The following is a 20,126-nucleotide window of genomic DNA, read 5'->3' as shown; positions in this document are numbered from 1 at the left end:
ATTTTACAAAGACGAAGGGAGATGCATACCCGGTACAATCACATGCACCACTGGAATACCATACTCCGGTCGCGTATGATTTACAAACACAGCTTGCTTAAATCCCTGAGTACTCAGACAACTGAGAATTTGTTGAATTTCTTCTGCAAACGTTGGGGTAAAGGCTAGCTCAGGCTGAGTTTCAAAATCAATCAGGGTAGCGATCGGTCTTTTGCTGCTAGACTTCATGGCTGGGCTACCTGGTATCCTGATGCGTCCAAGGGCATAACTATCTGGATGAATGTCGTCCCGACTACCTGCAATCACCGTTACTCGTGATTGAGCCGCTTCAGTAATCGCCCGTGCTAGGGCAATTTCTTTGGAACTGTGGCATCCCCACCCTGCTGCTGTCGGTCGTCCATGCCAGTTTTCGCGATCGCTAATCAAGCATTTATAGGTAGGTATTCCTATAGTCGAAGTTAAATCAGTAATCACGGCTGTTGCCCCAGCAAGCTCAACTTGATAGAGTAAAGATTGCAAAAGCGGAGACTGGATAGTTTGACTATCAACCAAGCAGTTAATCCGTTTTTCCAGAGGAAAGCGCCACCAACGCCACTCAGCCTCGCGTTCAATGACTTCAAACAATCCATGAGCGATCGCTTCTAGTAAATGGTTTCCTGATGCTAGTCCATTACTAGAAGTGCTGAACAGATGAGTATCACGTTTTTCAGTTGTGGTGTCTAAATCAAGATACGCCTGTGGTACGTAAACAGGTTCATTTGTAAATAGATCGGTTCCACAAATCCAATCTAGCGGTATTGCAGGATGATAGGATTGCGATCGCTTACCTGGCTCTAAAACGCTAGGATCGATTGCCTGGTGATGTCGGCAGACTTCCTCATAAGAGGCAATCATCTCTGGTTGGGGAAGGTTTTCCGCATGATAAGACTCCACAGATTCCATCACCGCCGAGATCATCGCCAGCAGAAGTGAAATTCCCTTGCCTTGAGAACCAGAAAAGGCTTTTCCGTTAGGACGAATCGCTTGAGCAACAGGAATACCAATGCAGTCAAGACCAGTAATGTCTGCAACACGCGTGATGCCAAAAGCAGCCAGAAATTCTTGTAGCTTCTCCCAAGTAGAATTAGGTTCTTCTGTCCGAAACGTGCCATTAAGATTCAGCTTAGGAGCATTCAGAGTTTGCCACATTCGCTTGTTTCTTTCCCCCACCATTGCTGAGAGTACTAATAAATACTCAATTTTTAACGCACTTAAGTGTTTATCAATGTGTTTTATTAAGCACAGGACACATGACGTTATGATTAGCGCCTTGGAAAATTGCGATATCAAAATCATGAAAGTAAAAGGTTAGCGTTGCAATTTAGCAACGCCTTCCCTTCACTGACACCGCAAGCCTTAAATCAAGGCTACCAGCAACACATAACTGTCTCTTTAACTGTGGATGAAGCCATTCCCCCAGCTACACTTTCTAACTCATCTTCTGACAATTCTCGGTTAGCTGGTCTTGCTTTAATACCGTTAACGCTATTAATAGACCGGATATTCACAGATGGAGAAGCAGTTGACAAACCTAGAACCTTTCTTTCAGCAGAAACCATCACGGCTTTTACATCATCAGCGTTAAAATCAAAACCGTTTGTCTGACCTTGTTCAACAGCGATTCTTGCAAACTCACCTGCTTCAGTAGCATCCAACGATTCACGTAGCGGCGAATTGGCTGGTTGGGCTAAAAAAGTTTCATAGTATTCGACAAAGCTTTGCTGAGACATTTTGAACTCTCCTTAAGATAAGATACTTAGCCTTTCCCTTGAAGTAGGTAACTAAATCTGAAAGCTAAATGATTAACTTCAAAAGTATTGTTCCCCAATCGCTAGGCAACAGAACAATCACTTAAAGTTTAGTATTGTTCAATACAATAATTGCTTGAAGTATAGGCTAATGTCCAGATCGTTTAAGTCAACTTTTGTAACTAATAAAACATCGTTTTTGTATAGTAAAATACAAAAATTAATATTGAAATTGACAATTTAGTGCTGCTTGAACCTTAAAATGTTCCATAATCGTCGTCTAAAAATCTTTTGTCTAATGAATAGATTGTAGGAATTTCATCCTTTTGCATTCTTTTCCTCAAGGGTTCGGATTATAGCTGCAATCAGCCTTCCTGAACGATGCGAATCAAACCCGTGGCGGTGAAAATTAAACATTGCGACTGCGGCTAGTATGTCAGCCAGATCCTGAGTCAATTGACCAAGATGTTGGAGATTAACTAATTCCTTTGCAAGGATGTCATTAGCTGTCGCATATTTTTGCAATATCTCTGCTTCTGGAGACTCATACAAAGTTTCGAGAGAAAGCAGTTCAACTGTTGGAATTGTGGCTTCAGGAAGTGGGGAAATTAAAGCCGCTAAACTGTGCCAGGTTGCAAGAATAGCTACCGGATCTGACAGAGTACGGGTAAAGAGATCGTGCAACACAGTTGGCACAAGTAAATCTTTGGAGATAACACCAAGGTTATGTCGATCCAGATAGTCAAGCATGAGCCACAACGAAGTGTCTGCGTCGAAGTGCTGATGAACCAACTTCATAGCTTGCAGCCCCCCAAATCTGTCAGTTTCAGGCTCGTACTCACTAAAGAAAAATAAATTAATCAAATTCTCATGCTCAAGAACATACATGAGATCGGAGATATCAGCGATCGCTTGTTGTCGATCCACTGTTGTAAAAAAGCGCACCCGCACATCTGGCGGTTTTCTCATAAAGAAGAAACAGCGCAACAAATCATTACTCCGCCAGTGAGTAACCAACGGTTCGAGTCGGGCAAAAAGGGCACGCGCACTCGATAGTGCATTACCCTCATCCCTGACAAGTCCCACATTAAGTTGCACCCAATCCGCGTTTTCCCAGTCCTGACTACTAGATTGTGTAGTTGAGGTTAATTCGTCGGTCATGAAACGTCTTTTACCACAGTTGAATGATGTTAAATCAAGAAAAGAAAGGTTGACAATAGAAACTGGCTTAAAGCAGCATTACGGCATGTTAGCAGTAAAAAAACGTGGTTCTCGACAACATCGACCGTATCGAAGCACCTCCAGCAGATGTCTTTTACCGAGAGTATATTCTGCCCCAGCGTCCAGTTATTATCACCAATCTCTTTGAGAATTCATCACTGCGTCCGATGGATAGCCTTGAAAAGGTAAAAACAGGGCTAACTGACATTCCAGTTCAAATCTGTCCAAATTACATCGCCGATCTGCTAAATTCGGCATCAGTTGATGTTCCCCGAATGATGAATTTAGGTGAATATCTTGATTTCCTACAAGCACAACCCACAACTCTTGATATCTGTGTTGAGTATCCTACACCCCAAAAGCTACTTCAGTTATTGCCGCTGAATTCATACCAACATTTAAATGATGAAAGCGACTTATACTCCAACATGTTTGTCGCTGCCAGCAATAATTATGCTCATTTGCACTATGATGCCGATCAACGTAATGTTTTGTTGTTTCAAGTTTTTGGCACAAAGCGATTTGTATTGATTCATCCGCGTGAAACTCAAAAGCTAGATGCGATCGATCAGCCTAATCTCTGCCGTACCAGTGGTATCTTTCTGGAAAATTTCTCAGAAGCCGAGAAAACGGATTTTCTCCAATATACCAACGCTTATGATGCAGTACTTTATCCTGGTGAAACTATTTTCATGCCCATGATGATCTGGCACTACATTGAGTATTTGGAACCAGCCATGTCAATTGCTTATCGTTTGGGACGCAACGCTTATAATCAGCGATTGGCTAAACTTTTTCCAGCGCCCTCGGTTGATGTTCAATCCCTGTCGCTGTTGCTGCAAGATGAGATAGCAGCGCGATCGCATCATCTAGAATGGTTAAATAAACTAGAGGCTGTAAGCGATTCATGGTCAGGGAGTGAAAGCGATCGCAGGGACACTTTGAACTACCTTTCCCTAAGAATTAGGGGGCAATATCTTGGTCTTGAGCCGATTAAAAATATTCGAGAGTTGAGAAGACGTGAAGCGATGCTAAACACTTGCCTGTTCTGATTTAATCAACCGTGCATAGGAACCATCAAGCTGCGACATTTCTTTATGAGTACCGCGTTGCACTACTTTACCCTTTTCTAAAACAATAATTTCATCACAGTCGCGGATGGTACTAAGACGGTGAGCCACAATAATGCAAGAACAGCCTCGATAACGCAGATTTCGGTCAATAATTTTTTCCGTATCGGCATCTAAGGCACTGGTTGCTTCATCCATAATCAGAATTGTGGGATCGTTGACTAATGCACGGGCAATTTCTAAACGCTGGCGCTGTCCGCCACTGAAATTAGCAGCACCCTCAAGTAAGTTACCTTCATACCCTCCAGGTAAAGCTAAAATCACTTCATGTATAACAGCATCTTTACAAGCTCGGACTAATTGAGAATTAGACACTGTATCATCCCACAAGGTCAAATTATCTCGGACAGTGCCAGCAAACAGAAAAATTTCCTGTTCTACCATTCCCAAGGAATTAGAAAGTATCGCCCTAGTAATTTGCTCTCTAGGGATACCATCAAAAAGAATTTCTCCCGACCAAGGTTGATACAGCCCCGCTACCAATTTGGCAACTGTTGATTTACCAGAACCACTACTACCAACTAGGGCTACTCTCTGCCCTGGTTTTAGTTGAAAACTCAGGTCTTGAATTAGAGGCCCATCTGTCCGTGAGTAGCCAAATGTGACATTTTTTAATTCTACATATCCCTTAAGTTCGCAGGCTGAAGCATACTGTAAGGATTCGGCTGTTGAGGTATGTAAATTATGACTATCCAATTCCGAATCGGTTGAGTTTTGCAACACATCATCCAGGCGATTTAAGTCTCCTTCTAGTTCCTGTAAAGTACTGCCGAAATTGACTAGAGAGTTGACTGGAGTCAAGAAGCTAGTCATTAAACTTTGGAAAGCAATCAACATCCCAATGCTGAGATGCCCATCCATGACTCGTAGACCACCAATAACTAAAACTGATAGGGAGCTTAAACTAGTTAAGAAAACAGGTAAAACGCCTAGTACTTGATTAGTAACACCTAACTCTTGCTGACCGTTAATAAATTTTGTATAGTAACCTGACCAACGGGAGAAGAAATCAGATTCTAATGCTGATGCTTTGAGGGTTTCCATACTCTGAAGGGCAGCAATTTCTGTCCCTGCAACTTTGCCTCGGTCTTGGATGATTCGCATATAAATATCTGTGCGCTGTCGAGAAATCCACTGCAAAGTTAAGATATTAATTGCAGCAAAACAGATACCGATCGCAGTCAGCACTCCATCATAAGCAAACATGACTAAGGCATAAAATACTACCATAACGGTATCAATTATAGTCCTGGCTAACTGTCCTGATAGCACTTCCGCAACTTTAGTATTGATGTTGATTCGGCTGCTAATTTCTCCGGCAAATCTTTGGGCATAAAACGACACTGGTAAGCGAAGAATATGGTGGATGAATTGCCCGGACATTTCTACCGATAATTTGATATTTAGTTTTCTCAGAAAACGTCTTTGTAGTAATGTCAATAACACCTGAATAATGACTGTGATTGTCATTCCCAAAATTAACGGACGCAACCAGTCTGTGCGATTTTCTACCAAAATGTTATCAACAAAAATTTGATTAAAGACTGGTAAAACTAACCCTGGAATGACTAGAAAAAATCCTGCTAAGAAACAATATAGGATGGCTCCCCAAGAACCACGCAAGCGGTCAAAAAGTGCGCCTATTAAGCTCGGTTTGCGACCCCCGCGCTGGAATTCTGGGCCTGGTTCCATTACTAGAACAACCCCTGTATACGCTTCATCAAATTCTTTAAAGGAGACTCGTCTCGGCCCAGTAGCCGGGTCATTCAAATAAACCCAATCTTTTTTAAATCCCTCTACTACTAGAAAATGATTAAAGTTCCAAAAGACAATGTATGGCGGACGAAGTTGTTGTAATTGCGCCAATTGCTTTTTAAAACCCTTGGCTTGCATTCCGTAGCTTCTCGCAGCTTTAATCATGTTAGAGGCTTTGCTACCATCACGGGAAACACCGCAATTTTGCCGTAGTTCTGCTAAAGGCACAATTTTACGATGATAGGCCAAAATAATCCCGAAAGCTGCTGCTCCACACTCCACCGCTTCCATTTGCAATAGAGTGGGAGTTTTGACGCGAGAAAAGATGTGAGTTTTTGCCGTTTCTAAATCTAATAATGGGACTTTTGGGCGGAAGGGATTAAGGTTTTTAATTAAAGATATTAACTGCTGAATCAATTGCACAAGAGCATTCCCCTAAAACTTTAGTTAATGCCAGTAAATTCTCTGAGAATAGGCAAGACATAAGTAATTGGTGCTTGCTCTGCTACTTTAACCCGAACGCTAGTAGTTGTTCCGGCAGAAATGTTTAATTTTGGCCCTTGGGAAGAAGACCAGCGATAACCGCTAAAGTTGGATGGAGCTAGTTCCATTTCTGTTCGCACTTCTATGTCTCCGCCGCCAGTTGACAAGATGTTTGTTACTAAATCGGCGTTGCCAATCACAGACTTTGCGCCTTCTTTAGTCACAGGTAAAGGGGAAACAGAGGTAACTTTGCCGACAATACCGCCAAAGCGTTCTCTTTTCACGGAAGTGGGAGTGATTTGCACGATCATTCCTGGTTGAATTTGTTTGCCATCTTGGACATGAAAATAGGAGAGGGCAATTAGTGAAGCCTTTTTGTCACCGATGTTTAAGGTGACAAGCGGAGTTTTCGGGCTGGTAACTTGTCCCACAAAAGCAGTCACTTCTAATACACAGCCGCTACTAGGACTAATAATTTGACTATTTTCTAATATTTGTTTTTCTAGTTGAGCGATCGCTCGATTAACTTCTTGAATTTGATTAATTTTGGTATTAAGAGTTTCTACGTTTTCTTGATCGATACGTTGGCTCTTAGTCTCTAAGTCTTTTAACTGCGCTTGCAGTTCGCCTACAGAACTCAAATTTTGTAAGTATCTCTGCTGGGCTTCTGTTTCTTGTACATCTAATTGCTTGAGCTGGACTTTGATATCAGAGACGGTTTGAGTTGCCTGTTTATATTCTTGCTCTGCTTGTAAATATGTATCTTTAGCAATGGCTCCCGCATCTACGAGTTGCTGGCGCTTCTGTAATCTATCTTTCAGTATTGGTACGACAGTTACAGCATCATTGAGCCGTTGCTGCAAACTAATGCGCTGTTCGCGAATTGCATTTAAGCCTTTTTCATAAAACGCAGGTGTGAGAGTTTGAGTATCCCGCAAACGTTGAATATAACTAGCTTTAGCAGAAGCGATCGCCTCTTTTTCTTTAGCGGTACGTTGTCGCTGAAGCAAGGATGAATTTTGTTCTTGTGTTTGTAATTGCCCCAGTTTTGAGCGTTGCAGTTGCAATTGCTGTTTGAGATCCGTCGGATCGATCGTTGCTATGACATATCCTCGATCTATACATTGTCCTGTTTTAACATTCAAACTTTTTAACTGTCCTGAGATTGGCGACTCAAAAGTGACAACTTGATTGGGTTGAATAAGTATTCCCTTTCCTGCGACTGTGACGGGAATACGTCCAAAAATACTCCAAATTAATCCCAACAACACAAAACTACCCAGCGTCGCTAAAGGTAGCCAATCTACGGGATTGACTACCTGCATTAACTGATCCAATCTTTCTGGAGAAGATAAACGCTCCAGTGATTCTTTGCGAAATATACTATCTTGCTCTTCAGGCATTCGGATTAGGGATTGGGGATTGGGGATTGGGGACTGGCGATTGGGGCGTACAGAAAGTTCTTTCAGTGCGTCTCCTTTTTGCGTCCTCTTCTCCTGTCTTCTTTAAGATTCCCGATTCAGACGTTTAATCATCCAGTCAAATCTAGCACCTGCTAAGGCAGTGTTGTCTAATGTATCGAAGTTGAGTTCATCTTCAACTTCGATATCTTCTGCTAAAAGTTGATCTAGTTGGTAAGCCAATTTCCCAAATCCACGGCGGAACAGGCGATCGCGAATTCGATCTACTAAAACTACAGCGATCGCTCGATAAAAACGGGCTGTAAATCCTGTATTTTGCTTTAATTGTTTAGCTAGTTTTTGTTGTGGTAAAGCTAGTAATATAGAAGATTCTATCGCCTTGACTGTGGCAGAGGCAGTTGTTGCTTCTACAAAAGACATTTCCCCTAAAATTTCGCCTTTTACAGATTGAGCAATTTCTTTTTCGGCAACTTTATTCTGTGGGGTGGAAACAAAAATCCCTAACTTACCATCTAACAATATATATAATGCCTCAACAGGTTTCCCTTCTTGAATTATTACTTGACCTGGATTAACTTTAATTCTTACTCCTTGGGAAAGCATCCAATCAATATCGCTATCGTTCAAAATAGCAAACACAAATAAAACCTTTCGGAGTGATTCTCCTGGAACTACTTTGTTCTTGGCAAGAAAATCAGTCAGTCCCCGCAACTGCTGTGACAGCAAAATAGCCATTATTTGATAAAAATGCGCGGCAAATTCTGTATCTTGCTCAAGTTTATTAAGTAATAACTCTCTCGGCAGTGCTAATACCCGTGAGGATTCCAGAGCGATAAAAGTAGTAGATGGAGGACGATTATCTATAAAAGATAAAGTTTCTACAATTTCCCCTGGCGATACGCGATCGATTTCTTGTGCGTCTTTTACATTGCCTGTGAGAGAGACACAAATTCTTAATGCTCCCTCTAACAAAATTTCTAATGTATCAATAATCTCTTCACCTTCTTGAATAAGAACTTGATTAGGATGATGCTCTCTAAATTTGCCTACACTAAGCATCCAATCAATATCACTTTCCCTAAAGGCAGCAAAATTAGGAGTATTAACCAGCATTTGTCTAAGCATAGGATTTAAATTTGATTAGGAGTGAAATTAAACGAACTGTTGCAGCAAAACACAGCTTTTTGTTAATTTTCTGGAAGTTTCCAACTTGGCTGACAGAAGTAGTAAAAACAAGGTTTTTTAGAACAAGCTGGAATTGCATGAGAAGCTATTACCAGACAACTACCTTCCTGCTCATACTAAGTAGACAATTTCGTCAATTTAGGTTTGAAATTGAAACGCATAGGCGCTTCTCTACGAGACGCACTCGCGAACGCCTTCCCGCAGGCTAGGGGCGTAGACGAGCGCGAAGCTTGTTTAGCTTCATTCGCTATGAATTAAGCGAATACTGTGTTAAGTTATACCTACTTCTTTCTTTTTTGCAAAATCTTTAACAAAGCTTTTAAGTAAGTCGGCATGATAAAACCCATGTATGTTTAGTTTTGTAAAAACTGTGGAATGATTAATTTCTAAGCTATTCGCTGTATTCGCTGATTTTACGTTTTGTCACATAGCTTGATTTTTTAACGCCGACTTACTTAGACAAAAGTTAATATGGATTTTACCATTGGTAGTTAATTTAACTAAATATCACGTTTTTGTGCTATCACAAATATTTATCTTTGTTGGATGATTGAAAATTAATAGGACTTAATATGAGTTGGATACAAAAATTTGTAAACATTACAGCAGTTTCTATATCTGTGACAGTATTGCTAATCTCTAGTTTGCCCAGAATCGTCATAGCTGAATCACCATTAGCACTTAAATTTCCAAAATTCCAGAGTTGGCAAATTAGTCAGAAGTTTATCCCACCAAATCGAAGCGCACCACAGACTACGGCTGGCGGGGCGACTCGTGGCGCTTCCTGCTATTTACAAGGTAAAGAAACTTTAACTGCCTTAATGCCTCTAAATAAATCAGGTTTAACCCTTGCAGAACGTCCAACATTTTACTGGTTTGTACCGCAGATACCAGTAGAAACTGCTCGCTTTTCACTTCTAGATGGTGAGGATATAGTCTACGAGACGACTTTTAAACTTCCTAAACAATTAGGAATTATTGGTTTTACTCTCCCGTCAAAAGCGCCAAGCCTGAAAATTAATAAAAACTATCACTGGTATATGTCAATCGCTTGCGGTTCAGAGGAAGTAGGAGATGAAATCACTGTCGATGGTTGGGTAGAACGAATCCAACCTACTACTGATTTATCAAAGCAGCTAGCCAGAACAAATCCCAAGCAGCTTTCCCAAGTGTATGCCGCATCTGGGATTTGGTATGAAGTACTACATACATTAGTACAGCAACGTCTTACCGAACCGAGCGATCGCACAGTCATGGCTAATTGGCAAGCATTATTAGAGTCAGTGGGTTTAAACAATTTAGTTTCCAAACCTCTAGTAAATAGCTGGGATGCCAAGACTAAGTAATTTATGTGGAGTCATATCAAGCAACAACTTTGGCAATATCGCGGTATCTTCATTGCTGCTCCTAGTGTGGGAGCATTAGTGTTCATCCTGCGCTTGAGTGGATTGTTGCAGATGTTGGAATTGGCAGCGCTGGATCAAATGTTTTTGTTACGTTCTCCAGAACCTATTGATACGCGGATTGTCATTGTAGAAATTAATGAATCTGATGTGCAAAAACTTGGTAAGCGCGGTTATTGGCCTTTACCTGATGGCTTGCTAGCACAAGTTTTAGAGAATTTGAAACAACAAAAACCCAGTGCTATTGGTTTGGATTTATATCGAGATTTACCAGTAGGTTTTGGACATCAATCATTAGTTAAGGTGTTTGAGTCTACACCAAATTTAGTTGGTGTACAAAAAGTAGCTGAGAGTGAAGATAGCTCGGCGGTAGCACCACCACCAGCGCTGAAAAAACTCGATCGTGTGGGTGCAAATGATTTTCCCTTAGATGGGGATGGAAAAATTCGCCGCAGTTTGATGTATTTGGCAGATAGAAATGGCGAAAATGTGTTTAGTTTTGCTTTTAAACTTGCCTATCTTTATTTAAGCGATCGCCAAATTGATGTCGGACAAACAAAAGATTATTTGGTAAAAACAGGTAATGTTATTTACCCATTATTTCAAGGTAATGATGGTGGTTATATCCGGGCTGAAGACCAAGGTTATCAAGTACTAATAAATTATCGTAGTTCTAAAGAGAAATTTCAGCACATATCTGTTATGGATGTGTTAGATAAGCGGATACCCAAGGACTTAGTAAAAGGGCGCATTGTGTTGATTGGCACCACAGCAGAAAGTCTCAAAGACCTATTTTATACTCCATACAGCAGTACTATATTAACAGCACCTAAACGAATGGCTGGTGTAACCATTCACGCTAATGCCATTAGTCAAATTTTAAGCGCTACTTTAGATGACCGCCCGTTAATCAGAACATGGACTAAATTACAGGAATGGTTGTGGATTTTTCTTTGGTCACTGGTTGGCGCAATCTTAATATGGCAACAAAGATATAGCGGCAGTTCTAAAAGAAAATCATTATTACCTTTGATTAGTATTTTGCTAGCTGGATGCTGTCTTGTGGGTAGTAGTTATCTAGCCTTTATAGCAGGTTGGTGGATTCCTGTTGTCCCACCATTACTGACATTAATTGGTTCGGTAATTGCTGTTACTGCTTATATTGCGAGGACTGCGGGAGCAATTCGGAAAACCTTTGGTCGTTATCTCACCGATGAAGTCGTCGCTAATTTATTAGAAAACCCTGAAGGTCTAAAACTTGGTGGTGAACGCAAGAAAATTACTATTCTCACTTCTGATTTAAGAGGTTTTACAGCTATATCTGAGAGATTATCTGCTGAGGAAGTAATTAAAGTAATTAATCTTTATTTAGGATATATGGCAGATGTAATTACTCAGTATCAAGGCACGATTGATGAATTTATGGGTGATGGGATTTTAGTTTTGTTCGGCGCTCCCATCACTAGAAAAGATGATGCAACAAGAGCGATCGCTTGTGCTGTGGCAATGCAACTAGCAATGGAACCAGTGAATAAAAAAATCCAGCAAATGGGATTCCCAAAGCTGGAAATGGGAATTGGCATTAATACAGCAGAAGTAGTTGTCGGTAATATTGGTTCGGAAAAACGGACTAAATATGGAATTATCGGCGATCAAGTTAATTTAACCTATCGCATTGAATCGTATACAGTCGGCGGACAAATTTTTGCTTCGCAATCAACTATTAATGAGACTGGTTCTATTGTGAAAATTATTGCACATCAAGAAGTACAAGCAAAAGGAGTGAAACAGCCGATAAAAATTTATGAAGTAGGTGGAATTACTGGAGAATACAATTTATATCTTGCTCAAGATGAAGATAAAGTATTCTTGGAACTGCCAGAAGCAATTCCCTTAAAATACACAGTTTTGGATGGAAAAGATGTAAATAACACTGTCATGGAGGGAAAGTTAGTAAAGCTGTCGGTGAAGGGGGCGCAAGTATGTTATGACTCTAAAGTAAATTATCTAGCTTTACAGCCCTTTACTAATCTGAAACTGAACTTATTTATGCAGGGTAATACCGAAATTAGTGAAGATATCTATGCTAAAGTCTTAGACAAAACGGCAGAACCAGATAATTTTTATATTCGTTTTACTAACATTCCACTAGAAGTAGAAGGGCAATTTAATGCCCTACGCCTCCGCCAAAGAACCATTGCGCCTCTAACTCCAGATGAGTGATTCTAAGTTACTGCTTACAGATAATCAATCCTTAGTATTAGACAATCCTTTAACAGTTTGGCAAATTGAATCCGGTGCGATCGCTGTGTTTGCTATTCTCGTTGACGAAGGTATTGAGGGTACTCGCCGTTATCTATTCAGTGTCAATGCGGGAGAAGCATTGTTTGGGATATCGGCTAATAGCCATAAAATTTTGGCGGTATCGATAGAAGATACTGTGTTGTTGCAAATACCTGCACAAGAATACGAGCAATGGATAAGTCAGGAGAAAGACGAAGCAGGAAGTTTTATTAAGTTAGTGCAGATATGGGAGGAAAATATTCAAAGTTGTGTAGTCCAACACTCTTCTATTCTGCCAGTTTTTTCCTACACTGAAAAACTTACCGACTGGAACGAGATCCAAGTTACTCTGAGCGAACTACACAGCAATTTCTGCGAAATTCTGACTCAAATAGAACAGGAAGAATTGGCAGCAAAATGGACTCAATTCCAAGCACGGCAACAACTTAACTCTCAGGTAAAAGTTAATGCCTTAGGAGAGTTAGCCTCAGTCCTCAAACCCAAGCAAGCCGAACTGATGCAGTCAGGTACACCGTTGCTGATTGCCGCAGGTGCAGTTGGAAGGGCATTAGGAATAAAGATTCTGCCACCTGTGCGTTCTGAAGACATGAAACGGATTAAAGAACCATTAGAAGCGATCGCACGTGCATCCCGAATTCGCATCCGACGGGTATTACTCAATGAGCGATGGTGGCAAAAAGATAGCGGTCCTTTATTAGCATATACTAATCAAGATAATTGTCCTGTTGCATTGCTACCAGCAGGGGTAGGAAAGTACGAAATCTTTGACCCAGAGAAGCACGTTCGCATACCTATAAACAATCGTACTGCTCAACAACTAGCTCCCTTTGCCTATGTATTTTATCGTCCCATACCCGAAAACAATTTAACTGCGATCGCCTTACTTCTGTTTGCCTTTAAGGGGAAAATTCGAGAACTGATTGTTATCTTCCTCACTGGCGTTGTTGGTGCATTGTTGGGAATGTTAACCCCCTTAGCAACTGCTATTCTCATCGATTCCGTCATTCCCGATGCAGATAGAGGGTTGTTAGTCCAAATCGGCTTGGGTTTGATAGCCGCCAGCTTTGGGACGATAATTTTTCAAATCGCCCAAGGTTTTGCCGGTCTGAGATTAGAAAGTAAAGCCAGTTTAGACTCCCAAGCAGCTTTATGGGATAGATTGTTTAATCTGCGGGTATCTTTCTTTCGCGAATATTCAATTGGGGATTTGCAATCTCGTGTTTCTGCAATCACTCAAATCCGCCAGAAACTTAACGATACAGTACTACGCACTGTTTTTACCAGCTTCTTCTCTCTACTAAATCTGGGACTATTGTTTATCTACAGTTCCAGTCTAGCTTTAGTTGTCGTAGCAGTAGCGTTGGTAGCGATCGTCTTCACTACGATCTCAGGCTTACTTAGCCGCCAAAAGTTGCGTTCCTTAGAAGAAATAGAGGGAGAAATTTTTGGTTTTACTGTACAGATGGTTGCTGGTGTGTCCAAACTTCGAGTCACCAATGCAGAAGACCGCGCTTTTGCCTACTGGGCAAAAAAGTATAGTCAGCAGCTACAACTCAAGCTGAGTACAGAGATAATTGAAGATATCTTAGCGATATTCAACACCGCTATGCCAACTGTCAGCTCGATAATTATCTTTTGGCTAGCAGTTACCTTAATCGCACAAACCCCATCTGAAAGCGGAACAGGATTATCTACAGGTACATTTTTAGCATTTAATTCCGCCTTTGCCATATTTATTGCTGGGGCAACTCAGTTGAGTAACACTATAGTCAGCATATTAGATATCAGCATTTTTTGGGAACGGGCAAAGCCCATCTTTCAGGCTCAACCAGAAATCGACCTGAGCAAGAGCGATCCAGGACGGTTAACGGGTAAAGTAAAAGTCGATCGCGTGACTTTCCGCTACCGCGAAGATGGCCCCCTCAATTTAGACGATTTGACAATTCAGGCAGAACCAGGAGAGTTGATTGCTTTGGTAGGGCCTTCTGGTAGTGGCAAATCAACGATTATTAGGCTGTTATTGGGATTTGAAACGCCAAAAGATGGCACGATTTACTATGATGGTCAGGACTTATCGGGATTAGATACATCAGCAGTGCGTAGACAGATTGGTGTAGTACTGCAAAATGGTCGTATCAATAGCGCCTCAATTTTTGAAAATATTTCTAGTGGCGCATTAGTGACAATGGAAGAAGCCTGGGAAGCAGTACGAATGGCTGGGTTTGCCGATGATATTAAGTCAATGCCAATGGAGATGCACACAGTCATTTCCGAGGGGGGTACAAATCTCTCTGGTGGGCAACGTCAAAGGCTACTAATTGCTCGTGCTTTAGTCTTAAAACCGAGAATTATAATTTTTGATGAAGCTACCAGTGCTTTAGATAATCGGACTCAAGCTATAGTAAGTACCAGCTTAGACCAGTTAGGAGTAACGCGCATAATTATCGCCCATCGCCTCAGCACCATCCGCAACGCCGACCGAATTTATGTGATTGAAGCCGGTCGAGTTGTTCAGCAAGGTAAGTTTGAAGAATTAGTGAATAAAAAGGGCTTATTTGCTAATCTGATGGCACGACAAATGGCGTAAGCGTTCAGGGAGTGCAAGGAAGACGAAAAAACTTTATCTTCGTCAATAGTATTGAATCGGAGAGTGAAGTGGTTAACTTGCGTCGCCTTTTAACCTCGGCGGGACTGCATCCACCGCTATAAAAATGTTGGTAGTGGCAAATATCTAGCGATCGCCAATTCTCATTTTAAGGTTTCATGACATTAAACTCCTTGCAGCAGGCAGGGTTGATAAATTCCTAACCAATACAGCGATCATCCCTGTAATTAATTGGCAGCTTTGTGAGGATGCGATCTACACCCCCACCAACCAATCGCACACCACAGACGTACACCCGCTCCCAAAGTTAACCCAAACCTGCCATTGCCCCAGGTGTGCGTTCCAGAACGGTTCACCATCAGCAACGCCGATTGCATCACCAAGCTGGGAAACCAAATGTTGGTGGAACTGTTCAACACTGTCGAGTCCTTGGCGTAATTTCAGGCTTAACCCCGTCCATCCAAGGACTTTAGGATCTTCCTGGGTAAATGTTTGGGGAATGTCAAGAGATTCCGTCTTTGCGCCTTTGCGGTTCGTTCCTTTACCCTTTAAACTTCGCTTGACAAACTACTATTAGTCCATCAAGCATAGACTACTAGGCAGGAAGCCAGGTGTGTAACCAACTATCTCGGCGCTTTGCGAAGTCGTAAAGCAAATCTTGCCGTTTCTCGCGCAAGCAGGAGAGGGCTTGATGTTGGGGCATTGCAGTGCTAGCTAGCCCTTTGAGAATTGCGAGTTGGCGTTGCCAAGTGGCTAAATCTTCGATGGGTTCCACAAAGCGGGCGGATACCTGTTGCCCAGCTAATAATGTGTCATAGCAGTGATCGTCAGAGAAAAACTCTGGCGGATGCAGTGTATAAAACATCGAATTTCGATAGGATAAGGGGGCCCGCTCGCTAAACAATGCTAATCGCTCTAATGCCCCAGAGATATCTGTGTCTCTATTAGCTGCTTGCCAGAAGGGAGTAGATAAACGGTGATTGAACTTGTAGTGAATTCCGAGAAACCAACGCAGGGCATCCCAACGATCGCTAATTTTGCGGTTGAGTACAGATTTCACCCCCTCATCTTGCTTTGATGCTGGAAAGTTGGTAAGTAGGAGTTCCAATTCGAGAACGATCATGTGAATGGCTGTCGATTCTAACGGTTCGACAAATCCATAAGAATTGCCGATCGCCACAACGTTGCCTTTCCAAAAATGCTCATGCCGCCCAGAACGAAACTTCACAAGCCAAGGATCGCCCATCCCCGGATTTTTGGCACGCATTTCCTCTAGGGCTTGATCGGCGCTACAAAATGCTGAAGAAAACACATACCCCCGATGATCGGCATCTTCAAAAGGAATATTCCAGCACCAACCATTATTCATGGTTTCGGCGAGAGTGTAAGGTTTAATGGTGCCATTATGAGGGACGGTAGCAGCGATCGCTTGATCGGTGCTGAGGGTATCTTGGTAACTTACGAATTTTGACCCAAGTTTTTGCTCTAGCAACATCGAGCGAAAGCCGGAACAATCAATATATAAATCGTAAGTTAGTTTACGCCCATCCTCAGCGATTAGATGGCTAATAGTTTCACCATCGGCAGACATCTGGGCATCAGAAATTTGCACATCAATATGTTGTATTCCGGCAGCGATCGCTTCCTCTCGTAGATAACGAACAAACCGCCGATTATCGAGGTGATACGCCCAGCGAATCTGGTGAAGTAGAGACAATGGAGTACCATCGCCCCGATCAAAAATGGGAGCGCGATCGCCACTCATCAGCATTGCCCCTAATGACTGATTGTTCAGCGTTGAGTCATAGAGAAGCGATTCTAGCAAGCGTCCACGCTGAAACGGAAACGTAAATTCATAATCACCGGGCAGCCCCCATTGGAACTTGATCCCCAGCTTCCACGTAGGAAGCACGCGCTGATAAAAATCAACGATGTCTAGTCCTAAAAAGCGGGGACTATGGAGAAACTTGACGAGTTCTGGAGTAGTTGCCTCGCCCACGCCAATCACCGGGATAGCACTCGATTCCAGCAAAGTTACTTTGATATCTGGTCTGAGAGCGCGAAAGGCTAAAGCCGTCAGATAACCAGCTGTACCGCCACCCAAAATGCCCACCGTTTGATAAGGATCGGCTGCTGCACGGATTGCAGCATTGGGTGAGTTCGGCCAGATCCGACCGATTTCTTGGGCAGCAGCAGCGATCGCACTTCGTTGCAGCACTCCTAACGGTTCATCTAATTGTGATGTACACTGCTGACATTCACCGCTAGGAAGCAGCCGCTTGATGGTGCGATTGCCTTGCTGGTTAATTTTCACAACGTTGGTGGCGCGAGCTGCTGTTAAGTTCAAACCTAAGATGGAAATTGCTTCTTCAATACAAGCCTGCGCTATGGAAGGCAAAAGTGGACTATCTGCTTGGGCAAGGATGGGGGTTGACAGTTGCGGCAAAATATCCTGTAATACTGATGGAATAGCTTCCAAGGTGACGACTCGACAACCAAAACAAGCGGTTCCCCGAATCACTGTTGGGCCGATGAGTGCTGTTTCTGGGGAAGCAGTGACAAATAAACACGGTGTGCCACTGGCTAGGGCTGACTTGTTGACATCGAATAGGGCTTGATATGGTACACCTTCCAAAGCACAGATTACAAAGTCAAATTCTTGAAATAGTTCACATAGCCCAGAAACACTCACAGCATGTAGACTATTTTCAGACACTTTGAAAGAGCCATTGAGAAGTATCCGTTCTTGCTGGAAGGCGAGAAATTCCGGTGTTTGACAGGAAGCAAAATGTGTGAATGAGAAAGCGCGGTGATTTTGAAAACCTGCGGTAGCAAAGGTTTTATTGAGAGTATCGAGTAACTGGTGATTGCCTAAGATAGCGATCGCCTTTTGGCGTACTTGCTCAGGGACTATTGGCAATTCCGAGTCATAATTTGGGGGTGCAGTTTCAGTTACTACTTCCTCTACGATATGCAACTTATTTAAAGCCAAGATAATCTCATGTAAATAGTTGCGATCGTAAGAATTTACCAGTTCAGCATAAATTGCCTCAAGCGATCGCACCCCATCGATCGGTGCCAGCAGTTCGCGGATGGTGTTAGCACCAATGCCTTCGAGTCCGAACGCTTCGCTGCCCACCCAGCTACAAACCTCACCCGTCTCACTGAGGATTAAATGGGCATTGGGGTTAACGCGAGGCACTTGGGGAATGGAATTTATGAAGTCAGCCATTGACATTTTCTTTCTTTAACAACCTGAATCGCCTCATGGATTGATAAGGCGTTAGTACACTGCTTCGTGAAATAGTTTTGGATTTGTCGCCAACGATCTAAATCTAAGGTGTCATTCTGGCTTTGATACTTCGTAGCCACTCGTTGTCCCATGAGCAGATTCAGATAACCGTTGTATCCAAAAACACTATTGGGGCGGAGCAGAATTTGACCAAGGCTTGATGGGCCATTGTGTTGAAAAAAATCTACTATTGCTTCGGCATCACCAATATCAGTTTGATGCCAGCAGTGTCGCCAGAATTCTGATTCTACTCGGCGATTAAATTTAAAGTGAATTGATAAAAAATCACGAATATCATCCCACTTTTGCGCGATCGCTCGATTCGCAAGATTAATTAATGCTGGGGTCGGTTGCTGGTCGGAATCAATCAACACATCGCACACAAATTTGATGGTTTCACCAATCATGTGTAACCCTGTTGATTCTAGAGGTTCTACGAAACCGGAAGCGTTGCCCACAGCGACTACATTATTTACCCAGAATCGTTGATGTCGTCCTGACTTGAACCTAATAAGACTATGCTCATCACTCATCAAAGGATTGTGACGTTTCATCTCTTGCAAAGCATCGTTATCATTGATAAAAGCGGATGAATATACATAGCCACGGTTGACTTTATCCGGCAAATCAATTTGCCAACACCAGCCACTCTGCATGGTTTGGGCAGTTGTGAAGGGATTGATTGCATCATCTCGCATCCATGTGCCTGTGACAGCAGAATCACAAAACAAGCTGCTGGCAAAACTGCAAAAGGGTTCTTGCAGAATATCTCCTAGCAACGCCGAGCGAAAACCAGAACAATCGACGAATAGATCGCCAGCCTGCATTGTGCCATCATCAAACTTTAGTTGGCGAATATACCCATTTTCGGCAACTTCAATATTTACAACAGGTTTATCAATAATCTTGATGCCAATTTCTGTTGCTCTTCTTTCTAAATAAGAAACGAAACTAACATTTTCAATATGGTATCCAAAGCGTTCATCAACTACGAAATCCCCATTTTCTCTACGGAAGCAAGGCGACTTGTATTGCTCCATCAACAGTGAGTAAAGACTGGATTCTGTCGTTGAATCAAGACAATAGTAACCAGTACTTTTGCTCAAAACACTCAGTTTATCTGCCAGATGAGTCACAAAAGGATAGTTGAAGTGAGACTGACTAGAATCTCCCCAAATAAACTTAATTCCTAGTTTCCAAATAGGTTGTGTTTCTTCATAAAATTGCTCTCGATTTAATTCTAAGTACTTATGCAGAAACCAAGGTATCCAAGCGGTAGTCGCTTCACCCACTCCAATAATCGGAATGGTTGTGGAATGGACTACAACCACGTTCAAAGCTGGCATTTTCACCTTCAACGCTAAGGCAGAGAGAAATCCAGCACTCCCTCCGCCAAAAACTACCACATTGTGTATTGTCTTTTCCACACGTATGACCAGAAATGTTAATAATAACTATCTAATCTCAGTAATGCTCTATATTACAGTATGCAAGTTTAATCGAATTTAGGAATTATTTGCTACCAATCTTAGCAATTGAT

General features: G+C 42.2%; 13 protein-coding genes. 4 read left to right on the top strand and 9 right to left on the bottom strand.

The features are described 5' to 3' along the window. Positions 1-3 precede the first annotated feature (3 nt). The 3 genes from V7K84_RS28610 to V7K84_RS28600 form a co-directional block, all read right to left on the bottom strand. Positions 4-1,188, bottom strand: coding sequence for a YcaO-like family protein (locus tag V7K84_RS28610; protein WP_334843184.1), 1,185 nt, complete (start codon positions 1,186-1,188; stop codon positions 4-6). Between the two features lie 218 nt (positions 1,189-1,406). Next, positions 1,407-1,769: a hypothetical protein gene (locus V7K84_RS28605; protein ID WP_334843183.1), complete on the bottom strand. Its 363-nt coding sequence runs from the start codon at positions 1,767-1,769 to the stop codon at positions 1,407-1,409. Positions 1,770-2,105: 336 nt separating this feature from the next. Then, a complete protein-coding gene (locus V7K84_RS28600; RefSeq protein WP_334843182.1) occupies positions 2,106-2,948 on the bottom strand; it encodes a thiopeptide-type bacteriocin biosynthesis protein in 843 nt (280 codons plus the stop codon). 104 nt (positions 2,949-3,052) lie between these two features. Between V7K84_RS28600 and V7K84_RS28595 the strand changes: the two genes are divergently transcribed. Next, a complete protein-coding gene (locus tag V7K84_RS28595; RefSeq protein WP_334843181.1) occupies positions 3,053-4,060 on the top strand; it encodes a cupin-like domain-containing protein in 1,008 nt (335 codons plus the stop codon). Here the strand turns inward: V7K84_RS28595 and V7K84_RS28590 are convergent. The 3 genes from V7K84_RS28590 to V7K84_RS28580 form a co-directional block, all read right to left on the bottom strand. Further along, positions 4,040-6,184, bottom strand: coding sequence for an NHLP family bacteriocin export ABC transporter peptidase/permease/ATPase subunit (locus V7K84_RS28590; RefSeq protein WP_442941024.1), 2,145 nt, complete (start codon positions 6,182-6,184; stop codon positions 4,040-4,042). The genes V7K84_RS28595 and V7K84_RS28590 overlap by 21 nt on opposite strands. Positions 6,185-6,336: 152 nt before the next feature. Then, entirely contained in the window at positions 6,337-7,779 is a 1,443-nt protein-coding gene (locus V7K84_RS28585; RefSeq protein WP_334843179.1) for an NHLP bacteriocin system secretion protein, read from the bottom strand. Between the two features lie 102 nt (positions 7,780-7,881). Then, on the bottom strand, positions 7,882-8,922 hold the full coding sequence (locus V7K84_RS28580) for a cyclic nucleotide-binding domain-containing protein (protein ID WP_334843177.1): 1,041 nt from the start codon (positions 8,920-8,922) through the stop codon (positions 7,882-7,884). Between the two features lie 632 nt (positions 8,923-9,554). On the opposite strand from V7K84_RS28580, the gene V7K84_RS28575 reads away from it, so the two are divergent. Genes V7K84_RS28575 through V7K84_RS28565 form a run of 3 tightly spaced genes read left to right on the top strand, consistent with a single transcriptional unit; the run spans position 9,555 to position 15,276 of the window. Further along, a complete protein-coding gene (locus V7K84_RS28575) occupies positions 9,555-10,328 on the top strand; it encodes a DUF928 domain-containing protein (RefSeq protein WP_334843175.1) in 774 nt (257 codons plus the stop codon). 3 nt (positions 10,329-10,331) lie between these two features. Next, positions 10,332-12,608: a CHASE2 domain-containing protein gene (locus V7K84_RS28570; protein WP_334843174.1), complete on the top strand. Its 2,277-nt coding sequence runs from the start codon at positions 10,332-10,334 to the stop codon at positions 12,606-12,608. Then, positions 12,601-15,276 carry an NHLP bacteriocin export ABC transporter permease/ATPase subunit gene (locus V7K84_RS28565; protein ID WP_334843172.1) on the top strand — a complete coding sequence of 892 codons (2,676 nt, stop codon included), beginning with the start codon at positions 12,601-12,603 and terminating at the stop codon, positions 15,274-15,276. The genes V7K84_RS28570 and V7K84_RS28565 overlap by 8 nt, the downstream gene beginning before the upstream one ends. A 245-nt stretch (positions 15,277-15,521) precedes the next feature. Here the strand turns inward: V7K84_RS28565 and V7K84_RS28560 are convergent, their stop codons facing one another. The 3 genes from V7K84_RS28560 to V7K84_RS28550 all read right to left on the bottom strand — a co-directional run bounded on the left by V7K84_RS28560 (position 15,522) and on the right by V7K84_RS28550 (position 20,013). Beyond that, complete coding sequence (locus tag V7K84_RS28560) at positions 15,522-15,710, bottom strand: hypothetical protein (RefSeq protein WP_334843170.1); 189 nt, start codon at positions 15,708-15,710, stop codon at positions 15,522-15,524. Between the two features lie 179 nt (positions 15,711-15,889). Next, positions 15,890-18,526 (bottom strand): tryptophan halogenase family protein, encoded by a 2,637-nt coding sequence (locus V7K84_RS28555; protein ID WP_334843168.1) that lies wholly within the window; start codon positions 18,524-18,526, stop codon positions 15,890-15,892. Beyond that, the gene (locus tag V7K84_RS28550) at positions 18,511-20,013 is read right to left on the bottom strand and encodes a tryptophan 7-halogenase (protein WP_334843166.1); all 1,503 of its coding nucleotides are present in this window, start codon (positions 20,011-20,013) and stop codon (positions 18,511-18,513) included. The genes V7K84_RS28555 and V7K84_RS28550 overlap by 16 nt, the downstream gene beginning before the upstream one ends. Between the last annotated feature and the right edge of the window lie 113 nt (positions 20,014-20,126).

Origin of the sequence: Nostoc sp., assembly GCF_036917315.1 — a bacterium.
Lineage (GTDB): Bacteria > Cyanobacteriota > Cyanobacteriia > Cyanobacteriales > Nostocaceae > Nostoc.
This window is presented reverse-complemented; position numbering and strand designations above follow the sequence as displayed.